Raw genomic sequence first — 10,718 nt, 5'->3', positions numbered from 1 at the left:
CCAAGGGCCACGCCTCCTTCATCATTCCCCCGGACACCCCCGGCCTTTCCCAGGGGCAGAAGTTCAAGAAGCAGGGGCGCGTTTCCCCACGTCGCGGTGCGCCGGACGGCGCGAGTGATGCACAATCGCACCGAAACGATGCACGCCATCGCATTGGATGACGCACGCCGAGGCCCCGGCCTCCTGAGACCCGCAGGGACGAGACGACTCTTGCGAGCACGCAGCCGCCGCATGGGGGCACCTCCCACGCCCTCTAGGCAGTGGGGGAGTAACGGCATCCGAAACGGAGAACGTCGCGGGAAAGGGGTGGGTCGATGAGTATGTACCGGGAACGGGTCCACCGAGGGTCCGCGAGGGCCACCGTGCTGCGTACGGTCGGCACCCGTGAGCGGCGCTCGCATCTGACCGCGCCCCGCGTGCCCACCGTCGGCATCGACATCGGCGGCACCAAGGTCATGGCGGGTGTGGTCGACGCCGACGGCAACATCCTGGAGAAGGTCCGCACCGAGACGCCGGACAAGTCCAAGAGCCCCAAGGTCGTCGAGGACACCATCACCGAGCTGGTGCTCGACCTCTCCGACCGGCACGACGTGCACGCGGTGGGCATCGGCGCGGCCGGCTGGGTCGACGCGGACCGTTCCAAGGTCCTCTTCGCCCCGCATCTGAACTGGCGCAACGAACCGCTGCGCGACCGCCTCGCCGGCCGTCTGGCCGTCCCCGTCATGGTCGACAACGACGCCAACACCGCCGCCTGGGCGGAGTGGCGGTTCGGCGCCGGACGCGGTGAGGACCACCTCGTCATGATCACCCTCGGTACGGGGATCGGCGGCGCGATCCTGGAGGACGGCGCCGTCAAGCGCGGCAAGTACGGCGTGGCCGGCGAGTTCGGCCATATGCAGGTCGTGCCCGGGGGACACCGCTGCCCTTGCGGCAACCGCGGCTGCTGGGAGCAGTACAGCTCCGGCAACGCCCTCGTACGCGAGGCCCGCGAGCTGGCCGCCGCCGACTCTCCGGTCGCGTACAACATCATCGACCGGGTCGGCGGACGGGTCGGCGACATCACCGGACCGCTGATCACCGAGCTGGCCCGGGAAGGCGACGCGATGTGCGTCGAACTCCTTGAGGACATCGGCCAGTGGCTCGGCGTCGGTATCGCCAACCTCGCCGCCGCCCTCGACCCCTCCTGCTTCGTGATCGGCGGTGGCGTCAGCGCCGCCGACGACCTGCTGATCGGCCCTGCTCGGGACGCCTTCCGGCGCCATCTCACCGGCCGCGGCTACCGTCCCGAGGCCCGTATCGCCAAGGCCCAGCTGGGCCCCGAGGCGGGCATGGTGGGCGCCGCCGACCTCGCGCGCCTGGTCGCCCGCCGCTTCCGGCGCGCCAACCGACGCCGCGTCGAGCGTTATGAGCGCTACGAAAAGGCCGGCCGACGATGACCGAACCGGACCCGCTGATGAACGACCACCACCAGCCCGCCGCGCCGCCCCGCGCCAAGCGCGGTCGCACCTGGCTGTCCGCGCTGATCATTTTCCTGCTGATCGCGATCCCGGCCGGCTACATCGTGATCTCCGCCGAGCAGAGCCGCGACAGCGGCGAGGGCAAGGAACAGGAGGCCGCCGCCACCGGCCTGACCAATGCCTTCCCCTCCCGGGTCCAGCAGCGGATCTACAACGTCCCGGTGCCGATCGGCTCCACCCCGGTCTACTACTACGAGACCAACTCCTGGCAGACCAGCTCGCTGTTCGTGCAGTTCCGGACCAACGACTGGGGTCTCGACCACTATCTGAAGTCCGTCGGCAGCAGCACCGCCGCCCTCAAGAAGGACAAGATCACCATCCTGCCCGGCCAGGCGGCGAAGGTCGGCTGGGACTTCAGCGCCGACCAGCCGTGGGCCGGTACGACGGCCGCGATGAAGGCGCCGCAGCCCGCCCAGCAGATCATGGTCAGCTTCGACGAGCCCGGTCACCCCGTCGTCTACACCGTCTCGACGGTGAAATTCTGACCGCCTGGGCGGCTGAGTACCGTCCAGCCCGCCGAGTTCTGACGCCCGTTGTCACGCCCGTCCAGGGGGCGTCCGGTTCGCGCTCTGCCTGAGGCACGGCCGCACGGAGTCCGCCTTCAAGGCGTACGGGTCCGAGGTGCTCAGCCCGTCGGCTGAGTCGGATCGGCCGCCTCGTCAGCCGATTTGGCCCGCCCGCCGCAGAAGACCTCGTTGACGAGCCTCTGCTGCGCCTTCTGGAACGCCTGGGCTGTGGCGGCGAAGTCGAGCTCGGCGTCCCCGGTGGTGAGGGAGGCGGTCAGGGTTTTACTGCCGTCGGGCGTGCTGTACATCAGCGCCGCCCAACCGAAAAAGCCGCCGTTGTGGTTGAGGATGGTGCCGCCGCCGTCCGTCTCCTCCACGAACAACCCCAGGCCGTAGCCGAGCTTGGGGTGCGGCGTGCGCATCTCGGCCAGCAGCGGGTCCGGCAGGAGCTTCCCGCTCATCAGCGCGGAGAAGAACGTGTGGAGATCCTCGGTGGTCGAGATCATGTCACCGGCGGCGGAAATCCAGGAGACGTTGAAGCGGGTGACGTCGACCACCTTCCACTGGCCGGTGTGCTCGTACCGGTAGTAGCCGTGAGCGTGCGGCTCGGGGATCTCCGGCGAGGCGCCCGGCACCACGGTGTCCGACATTCCCAGCGGCTGCAGGATCAGCCGCTGTATCTCCTCGGCCAACGAGCGGCCGGTGACCTCCTCGATCAGCAACTTGGCCAGCACGTAGTTGGTGTTGGAGTAGCTCCAGTCCGCCCCCGGCTCAAACCGCGCCGGCTTTGACAGCGCCAGCCGTACCAGCTCCTCCGGCTGGTAGGTGTGGAACTGGTTGTCCACGTACTCCTGGCCCTGCCAGGGGATCCCCGGCGCGACCGTTCCGTCGTCGTAGTACTCGCCGGTGTAGTTGAACAGCCCGCTGGTGTGCTGCAGCAGCATCCGCACCGTGATCCGCCGGTCCAGCCCGAACCGGGGCAGGTAGTCATCCGCCGGGCTGTCCAGCCCGATCTTGCCCTCGGCCACCAGTTGCAGCACCACGGTCGCGGTGAAGGTCTTCGTGGTGCTGCCGATCCGGAAGTGCCCGTTGGTCGGCGGCTTGGCGCTCTCGCCCAGCTTGCGCACCCCGGCGCTGCCGACCCACTCGCCCTGCTCATCGTTCACGCGCAGTTGCACCCCGGCGAACCCGGAATCGACGATCTCCTCGATGGCCTTCTGCAGCTCCGGGCGATCCTGCTCGGTGAGGGTGAGGGACATGACTGTGCTCCTTATGGGTTGTGTGGGTGGTTGTTGCGGTGAGGGTGTGGCTGCCCAGGGCGGCGATGTGGTGGTGCCGGCCGCCGAGGGCATGGGCGTGAGCGGGCGAGCGCTCCCGGGCGGTGGCCGTGCTGCGTTCGCTGTGCGGGATGCCTCCCGGCGCGGCATCCATGGCGTTCGCGAGTTCGGCCCGGTGGGCCCGTGGTGGTCGGGGTCCGGTTGCATCTGCCCGTGATCTCGGGGGCACCGGAGACGGTCTTGTCGCCGTAGGACGTGCGCAGCCCGTTCGCCCCGATGGCCGGGTTGGTGTTGAGGGGTGCTCCTTTGGAGGGAGCGGGTCAGAGGCTGCGGGCGGTGATGTCGCCGTGGGAGGTGGTGGCGCGGATGTCGAGATCGGCGGTGCCGTCGTTCTTGAGGGCGTTGCTGATGCGGCCGTGGCCGGTGCCGGCGTCCAGGGCAGCCGACACGCCGGCGGCGGCGCCGACCGTGATGTCGCCGGACTGGGTGCTGAGCACGACCGTGCCGCCCATGGCTTCGGCGATCCGGATGTCGCCCCTTGTGGTGCTGATCTCCGCGGCCCCGCCTAGCCGGCCGACCTCGACGTCGCCGTCGACCGCAGTGAGACGGACGCTCGCAGCCTCGTCCAGCTTGATCTGACTGTAGGCGCCTTCGAAAGCGACGTCGCCGAGGCGGCCGACGGTCCTGAGTTCGGCGCTGGCCGCCTTGGCCTCGACCCGGGAACCGGCGGGCAGCTTGACCGTCACCTCGATGGATCCGGAGGGGCCGAAGTACTGGTTCTTCGCCGAATTCCCGATCCGCAGGACTCCGTCGGCGTATTCGACCGTGGCCTGCTCCGCTGCCTTCACGTCGCGGCCCTTCGAGGCGTTCGCAGGCAGGACCTCGACCGCGGTGTCGGCCCGGTCTGCGGCGATGAACTGGACGCGTCCCGCGGGGATGTCCAGGACGGCGGAGATCGGGGCGGGGGTGTCGAACTTCTGCATTGTGCTCTCCCTTAAGTTTGCGGCTCGTTGTTTCCGAACAATGGAAACGCTACGTTGCTTTCCAGATTCATGCAACGAGATCTTTGCTTAGTGGCAGCATCTATGCAGGTAAGGGCGCAATAATCATTGCAACGCCCTCTCGCTTAACGCAACGATGGAACAGTCGGCCGTTGCAATGCAATGAAGATGAACGCTATGGTGGAGCGTCAATGGAACACCGAACAGCAGCACGGAGAACCCGTGGGCATGAAGGGGGTCGTGATGCCGGGAGGCAGACTCACCCAGCAGGAGCGCCAGCAGATCGCGGGTGGGCTGGCCGACGGCCTGGCCTACGCCGAGATCGCCCGCCGTCTCGACCGTCCGACCTCCACGATCACGCGTGAGGTGACGCGGAACGGCGGCCCCACCGGCTACCGCGCCGACCTGGCCCACCGCGCCACCCAGCAGCGCACCCACCAGCGCAGGCAGGCCGCGCCCCTGGGGTCGCAGGCGCTCCCGCAACCGTACGGACGCGACGCCGAGGCCGTGCGCGACTACCAGGAGACCCTCACCACCGTCTTCATGACCTCGGGCCTGCCCAAGATGATGGCCCGGGTGCTGGGCTGCCTCTACACCACCGACACCGGCAGCCTCACCGCCTCCGAACTCGCCCAGCGCCTCCAGGTCAGCCCGGCGTCCATCTCCAAAGCGATCACGTTCCTTGAGGGCCTGGACCTCGTCCGCCGGGAACGCGACGAGCGCCGCCGCGAGCGCTACGTCGTCGACGACGACCTCTGGTACCAGTCGATGATCCGCAGTGCCCGGGCCAACGACCAGTTCATCGAGACCGCACGGCAGGGCGTCGGCATCCTCGGCCGCGGCACCCCGGCCGCCACCCGCCTTGAGAACGCCGCCCGCTTCCTCAACTTCGTCAGCGAAGGGCTCATCCGCGCCGCGGAGCAGGGCCGCGAGGTCCTGTACACCAGAACCGAAACGACCCCAGACGGCACCGCCACGCCACGTGCAGATCGCGCATAGAAAGTCGAAGCCGGCCGGCCGAACCGAGCACGGAACCGGGTCTCGAAACTGCCGAGGAGCATCAGGCAGCCTGGGAGACCGGAAAACCTGGGGCGCGAGAAAGGCACGGGATGGGCATCTCTGTGGAGTACGACTACGACCCGGCTGTGGGTGTCCGGCTGGCCGATGAGGTGTACGCGGGGCTGCCCGTTTCGTCGCCGGAGCCCGATGACGACCGAGCGGATGTCGAGGCGCCGGCGTGCACCGTCGTCGCACGGCGAGACGGCGTCCTCCTTGGCTGGGCGGAGGTCTACGCCGCCGTCGACGACGAGACAACTGCGTTCGTCCAGTGGCTGCTCGTCTCGCGGGAGAGGGAGCGCATCACCTCCGGCCACAGCGTCCTGCGCGAGCCAACCAGGGAAGAGACCGACACGCTGGTGCGTCTCCTCCGGGGCGCCGCCGAGCATGCTCGGGATGCCCGGTACACCGCCCTGGTGTGGACCGACACCGAAGGCGCGCTCGATGCGCGGGCCGCGGCCGAGCTGGGCGCCTCGTCGGCCGAGGAGCTGGGCCGCCACTGGACGACGACGGCCCCGCTGACTGACTGGCGGGCCCCTGCCGGGCTGCCCAGCGTGACCACCCGCCGCATGCCGCAGCCGCCCGGTGACACCTTGCTCTCGGCGTACGCCACGTTCCACGCGGAGGTCACGGAGCATGCAGCAAGCCGTGAAGAGGTCGCGGAGCGGCTTGACGACGGGCCGCTGCCGCTCGTGACACTGGACCTGCTCACTCCCCAAGGAGAGCTGTCGGCCCAGGTCACCGCAGTGATCGCGGGAGATGCAGCCTTCGTCGAAGGGGTCCTCCACCGGAAGGACGTGGACCATGAGCAGCTGACCGTCCTGCTGACCGAACTCATCGCCCAGCTGCGCCGTGACCACCCACATGTCACCGTGCTCGAAGTCCGGGAACTCGACGACCCGGTGGTCGCCCGCTCGCTGAAGTCGATGGCCCTGCAGATCACCGGTCACTGGTGCAGCTACCGACTCCCGCTCTAGTGCAAGCCGAAGCCTGTCGCGCACTCGGCCCCTGAGCAGGCAGAACAGCCCCGGCTTGGTCTCGGTTCCGGTCTCGTTCGCCCTCGTTCAGCACCGTCAATCACGCACGCGGCGCCTCGCTCCACCGCAGGTCAAAACGTTCCCGCACACCACCGAATCCCCAGCCCAGACCAACATTTGGAAAGCGTGTTGGGGGCGACCCCTCACGAGTGCGAATCTCGTATCCTCCGCATTCGCCCGTCAGGGCACCCGATGGGCCCCACCGTTCAGGTGGGGCCCATCGGCGTTCGCCGTCTCAGTTCCCGTCTCGGTTGGGGTCTGCGGGCTCTCCGTCCGCGGGCGCCGCGGCGGGTTCCTCCGGCGCCGTCGGCAGGCCGGTGAGCCGGCTGACCGGGGACAGGGCGAGCGCGATCAGTACGGCGGCGGACCCGATGGCCGCCGCGGTCAGCGCGCCATGGGCGCCGATGCGGCCGGACAGCAGGCCCGCGGACAGGCCGCCGAGTGCCCCGCCGCCGAACAGCAGGGTGCGGAAGACCGCCGTCATCCGGCCCATCATCGACTGCGGGGTACTGGCCTGGCGCAGGCTGACGATGATGACGCCGGCGATGCCGAGCCCGAGGTAGGTGGTGAAGAAGGAGAGGACGAACATCCCGATCATCACGGGCCGGGGGCCGGTGGCCAGGACGATCAGCGTCGGGCCGATGAGGAGGGCCGACTGCGCGACGAGGTAGACGAGGCCGAGGCGGAAGCGCCGGATGACCTTGCGGGATATCGCCGCGCCGATCAGTCCGCCCACGGAGGCGGTGGCGAAGATGCCTCCGAGGGTCGTCGAGTCCAGGTGCAGATCGCGTGTTCCGTACAGCAGGAACATCGTCCATACGGTGACCATGGAGAAGTTGCAGCAGAATCCGATCATGGCCAGCGACCGCAGGACCGGGTTCTTCAGCACCCAGCGCAGGCCGTCCCGGAGTTCGGTCGGCAAGTGCCTTCGTGCAGCCGGAGGTTGGGGGCGCGGCTCAGGGGTGCGGATGAGCAGCAGCGAGACCAGGGACACCAGGTAGGAGAACGCGTCGACGATCAGCGCCACGGGTGCGGTCAGGGCGCCGACCAGGACACCGGCGAGTCCGGGTCCCGCCACATCGGCCGCCGACGAGCTGATCCCCATCTTGGCGCCGGCTTCGACGTAGTGCCGGGGGTCGCGCACCAGGGTGGGCACGTACGACATCCAGCTCACGTCGAAGAGCACCGAGGCGACGCCGACCGCGCAGGCGATCACCAGGAGCGAGGCCATGCTGAGGGCGTCCGTCCAGTACAGGACGGGCACGAGGGCCAGCAGGACCATCCGGACGAGGTTGGCGCCGAGCATGATCCGCTGCCGCCGTGCCCGGTCCACCCACACCCCGAAGACCAGGGCGAGCCCGAGGTACGGGACGAGCTGCAGGAAGCGCAGGACGCCGACCTGCTCGTCGGTGGCGCCGAAGGCGGTGATCGCGGTCAGCGGCAGGGCGAGGTTCGTGACCTGGGTGCCGAGGAGCGACAGCGTCTCGCCGAGCCAGAATCTGAGGAAGTCGCCGTTGCGCCAGAGGCTCTCGGAGTACGGCGCCGGGGTGCGCGTCTCTGTGGCGGTCATCGCTGCCCCTGGCCGACGAGGTCCGCGACCGCGTCGGCGACGTGGTCCACCTCCTCCTCGGTGTTGTAGTAGTGCGGCGACAGGCGCAGACACCATGCGACGTCCTTGTCCGCGAAGTCGAACTGGGCGAACTCCCGGAAACTGAGTGCCGAGTTGATGCCGCGGGCGTCCAGGGCGGTCTTGAACGGCTGCGGCTGCCAGCCCTCCACCCCGAAGGTGACGAGCGCGGCCAGCCGCGGGCCGCGGTCGAGCAGGCGTACACCAGGGATCGGTGCGAGCCGGTCACGCAGCCGGGCGGCGAGCGCCGGGGTGCGCTGCTCGATCGCCTCGATGCCGACCTTGCGGGCATAGCGCGTCGCGGCGGCGCTGCCGAGCACCGTGGCGTACGGGAACTCCCACTCCTCGTACCGGGCCGCCGTCCCTACGGGCTCGTAGCCGCCCGGCTCGGTCCAGCGGGCGCCGTGCATGTCGATGAACAGCGGTTCGTAGCCCGCACGCAGGACGCGATCGGAGACGTACAGGAATCCGGAGCCGCGCGGGCCGCGGAGGAATTTGCGGCAGGTGGCGGTGAGGAGGTCGCAGCCGATCTCCGCCACGTCGATGACGAACTGGCCCACCGACTGGCAGGCGTCGACCAGGTAGAGCAGGTCCAACTCCCGGCAGTGGCGGCCGATTTCGGCGACGGGCGAGACCAGGCCCGAGTTGGTGGGGACATGGGTGGCGGACACCAGGCGGGGGCGGTGGGTCCGCATCAGCGTGGCCATCGCCGCCACATCCACCCCGCCCTCCGGGGTGTTGGGCGCGTGGACGATCCGTACGCCGAATCGCTTGCGCAGGGACAGAAAGGCGATCTGGTTGGAGACGAAGTCGTCGCGGGTGGTGAGGATGACGTCGTCGGCCTCGAACGGGATCGAGGACAGGGCGTTGGCGTAGGCGTGGGTGGCGCTGCCCGCGAAGGCGATGTTGTCGGGCGTGGTGTTGATGAGGGCGGCGATCTCCGTGTGGAACGCCCGGACTTCGGCGGCCCGGGCGGCCGAAGCCTCGTAACCACCGATCCGCGCCTCAAGGTTCAGATGGCTGACCATCGAGTCGAGGACGGGGGCGGCGAGGAGCCCGCAGCCCGCGTTGTTGAAGTGGATGACCTTCCTGCACCCCGGGGTCTCGGCCCGCAGAGCGGCCACGTCCAGCTGAAGTGCTTCCCGGCCAGATTCAGAAGCGCTACTATTGTCTGTCATGAATGACAGTAGCACTTCCGGTGAGTTGGCCGACAGCCTTCGTACGCTGCTCGCCCGGCTGTCGCCCGGCGACCGGCTGCCGAGCAGCCGGGAGCTGATCAAGGAGTACCGGGTCGGCCCGGCGACCGTGGCGCGGGCCATCGCCGTCCTCGCTGCCGAGGGCGCGGTGGTGACCCGTCCGGGGAGTGGGACCTACGTTGCGCAGCGCACCCGGCTCCACGACGGAGCCACGGCCACCGACACGGCCTGGCAGACGGTCGCCCTCACCGATCGAGCCGTCGACACCCGCCTGATCGCCGACCCGCTCGGACCCCCACCGGCCGGGACGATCGCCCTGGACGGCGGTTACGTGCACCGCTCGCTCCAGCCCACCCGGGCCCTGAGCGCGGCGCTGGCACGGGCGGCACGCCGTCCGGACGCCTGGGACCGTGCCCCGGCCGGCGGCCTCATGGCGCTGCGCACCGTGTTCGCCCAGATCATCGGCGGCAGTGTGGCACCGGAGGACGTGCTGATCACCGCCGGCGGGCAGAGCGCTCTGTCGATCGCGTTCCGGGCCATCGCCGGGCCCGGCAGCCCGGTCCTGGTGGAGTCCCCCACCTATCCCCGTGCCCTGGCCGCCGCCCGCGCCGCGGGGCTGCGGCCGGTGCCGGTGCCGCTCGACGCCGACGGCCTGCGGCCCGACCTGCTGGCCGACGCGTTCGCGATGACCGGCGCACGGCTCCTGTACTGCCAGCCGACGTTCCAGAACCCGACCGGCACCGTGCTGGCGCCCGAACGTCGCCGCCAGGTCCTCGATGTGGCGCGCGCCTCGGGCGCCTTCGTGATCGAGGACGACTTCGCGCGGCACCTGGGACACGGCGGCGCCGTGCCGCGGCCGCTGGTCGCCGAGGACCGCGACGGCACGGTCGTGCACGTCACCTCACTCACCAAGCCCGCCGCCCCGAGCCTGCGGATCGGGGCACTGGTGGCCCGCGGACCGGTGATGGAACGCATGCGAGCGGTACGCCTGGTCGACGACTTCTTCGTCACCCGCCCGCTCCAGGAGGCCGCGCTGGAGGTGCTCAGCTCCCCGTCCTGGGACCGGCACGTCCGGTCCCTCGGCACATCGCTCAGGGAACGGTGCGCCGTGCTGGCCGCCGCGATCACCCAGGAGATCCCCGGTGTGACCCTGACCGGGCTGCCCACGGGCGGACTGCACCTGTGGGTCCGCCTGCCGCCGGGCGTGGACGAGACCGTCCTGACCAACGCCGCCCGGCAACGCGGCGTCGCCGTGAGCGCCGGCAGCCGCTACTTCGCCACCGAGCCGCCGGCGGCTCACCTGCGGATCGGGTTCGCCGCCACCGCCGACCACGCCGAACTGACCGAGGGGGTACGTCGGCTGGGCGCCGCCCTGGGCTGATGTCGAAGGGCCCCACCGTTCGCGGTTCCTGACGCCGGGCATCCTCGCGCTGGCCGTCATGTCCACGGCCTTCACCGGGCAGGCCATCGCGACCGGCTTCGAGCGGCGGTACGGAGTCCT

9 protein-coding genes and 1 pseudogene are annotated in these 10,718 nt (G+C 69.9%); 6 read left to right on the top strand and 4 right to left on the bottom strand.

Annotated elements, in window-relative coordinates; all coding sequences use genetic code 11:
• Window positions 1–314: 314 nt before the first annotated feature.
• Together AB0I10_RS38540 and AB0I10_RS38535 are read left to right on the top strand one after the other, a co-directional pair.
• Window positions 315–1,436, top strand: coding sequence for an ROK family glucokinase (locus AB0I10_RS38540; RefSeq protein WP_363157411.1), 1,122 nt, complete (start codon window positions 315–317; stop codon window positions 1,434–1,436).
• A complete protein-coding gene (locus tag AB0I10_RS38535) occupies window positions 1,433–2,002 on the top strand; it encodes a hypothetical protein (RefSeq protein WP_363157410.1) in 570 nt (189 codons plus the stop codon). Before AB0I10_RS38540 ends, AB0I10_RS38535 begins: the two co-directional genes overlap by 4 nt.
• A 140-nt stretch (window positions 2,003–2,142) precedes the next feature.
• Here AB0I10_RS38535 and AB0I10_RS38530 read toward each other — a convergent pair whose 3' ends face one another.
• Window positions 2,143–3,282: a serine hydrolase domain-containing protein gene (locus AB0I10_RS38530; protein WP_363157409.1), complete on the bottom strand. Its 1,140-nt coding sequence runs from the start codon at window positions 3,280–3,282 to the stop codon at window positions 2,143–2,145.
• 338 nt (window positions 3,283–3,620) lie between these two features.
• Window positions 3,621–4,283, bottom strand: a complete 663-nt coding sequence (locus AB0I10_RS38525) for a DUF4097 family beta strand repeat-containing protein (protein ID WP_363157408.1) — start codon at window positions 4,281–4,283, stop codon at window positions 3,621–3,623.
• Window positions 4,284–4,544: 261 nt separating this feature from the next.
• Here AB0I10_RS38525 and AB0I10_RS38520 point away from each other — a divergent pair, with 261 nt between their 5' ends.
• Together AB0I10_RS38520 and AB0I10_RS38515 are read left to right on the top strand one after the other, a co-directional pair.
• On the top strand, window positions 4,545–5,300 hold the full coding sequence (locus AB0I10_RS38520) for a helix-turn-helix domain-containing protein (protein WP_363157412.1): 756 nt from the start codon (window positions 4,545–4,547) through the stop codon (window positions 5,298–5,300).
• A 110-nt stretch (window positions 5,301–5,410) separates the two neighbouring features.
• On the top strand, window positions 5,411–6,334 hold the full coding sequence (locus tag AB0I10_RS38515; protein ID WP_363157407.1) for a hypothetical protein: 924 nt from the start codon (window positions 5,411–5,413) through the stop codon (window positions 6,332–6,334).
• Window positions 6,335–6,629: 295 nt separating this feature from the next.
• On the opposite strand, the gene AB0I10_RS38510 is transcribed toward AB0I10_RS38515, so the two are convergent.
• Both AB0I10_RS38510 and AB0I10_RS38505 read right to left on the bottom strand, forming a co-directional pair.
• Window positions 6,630–7,964 (bottom strand): MFS transporter, encoded by a 1,335-nt coding sequence (locus AB0I10_RS38510; RefSeq protein WP_363157406.1) that lies wholly within the window; start codon window positions 7,962–7,964, stop codon window positions 6,630–6,632.
• Complete coding sequence (locus tag AB0I10_RS38505) at window positions 7,961–9,199, bottom strand: aminotransferase class V-fold PLP-dependent enzyme (RefSeq protein ID WP_363157405.1); 1,239 nt, start codon at window positions 9,197–9,199, stop codon at window positions 7,961–7,963. The genes AB0I10_RS38510 and AB0I10_RS38505 overlap by 4 nt, the downstream gene beginning before the upstream one ends.
• On the opposite strand from AB0I10_RS38505, the gene AB0I10_RS38500 reads away from it, so the two are divergent.
• Window positions 9,198–10,598, top strand: coding sequence for a PLP-dependent aminotransferase family protein (locus tag AB0I10_RS38500; protein WP_363157404.1), 1,401 nt, complete (start codon window positions 9,198–9,200; stop codon window positions 10,596–10,598). The two genes, AB0I10_RS38505 and AB0I10_RS38500, sit on opposite strands and share 2 nt — an antisense overlap.
• A gap of 25 nt (window positions 10,599–10,623) precedes the next feature.
• Window positions 10,624–10,718, top strand: a pseudogene (locus tag AB0I10_RS38495) (ABC transporter permease); the annotation flags it as partial.

This window comes from Streptomyces sp. NPDC050636 (assembly GCF_040654775.1).
Lineage (GTDB): Bacteria > Actinomycetota > Actinomycetes > Streptomycetales > Streptomycetaceae > Streptomyces.
This window is presented reverse-complemented; position numbering and strand designations above follow the sequence as displayed.

Excerpts from the sequence above, each read along its gene's own strand:
- AB0I10_RS38505 (WP_363157405.1), bottom strand. The coding sequence starts at position 9,199 with ATGACAGACAATAGTAGCGCTTCTGAATCTGGCCGGGAAGCACTTCAG.
- AB0I10_RS38530 (WP_363157409.1), bottom strand. The coding sequence starts at position 3,282 with ATGTCCCTCACCCTCACCGAGCAGGATCGCCCGGAGCTGCAGAAGGCC.
- AB0I10_RS38515 (WP_363157407.1), top strand. The coding sequence starts at position 5,411 with ATGGGCATCTCTGTGGAGTACGACTACGACCCGGCTGTGGGTGTCCGG.
- AB0I10_RS38540 (WP_363157411.1), top strand. The coding sequence starts at position 315 with ATGAGTATGTACCGGGAACGGGTCCACCGAGGGTCCGCGAGGGCCACC.
- AB0I10_RS38510 (WP_363157406.1), bottom strand. The coding sequence starts at position 7,964 with ATGACCGCCACAGAGACGCGCACCCCGGCGCCGTACTCCGAGAGCCTC.
- AB0I10_RS38500 (WP_363157404.1), top strand. The coding sequence starts at position 9,198 with ATGAATGACAGTAGCACTTCCGGTGAGTTGGCCGACAGCCTTCGTACG.
- AB0I10_RS38525 (WP_363157408.1), bottom strand. The coding sequence starts at position 4,283 with ATGCAGAAGTTCGACACCCCCGCCCCGATCTCCGCCGTCCTGGACATC.
- AB0I10_RS38520 (WP_363157412.1), top strand. The coding sequence starts at position 4,545 with ATGCCGGGAGGCAGACTCACCCAGCAGGAGCGCCAGCAGATCGCGGGT.
- AB0I10_RS38535 (WP_363157410.1), top strand. The coding sequence starts at position 1,433 with ATGACCGAACCGGACCCGCTGATGAACGACCACCACCAGCCCGCCGCG.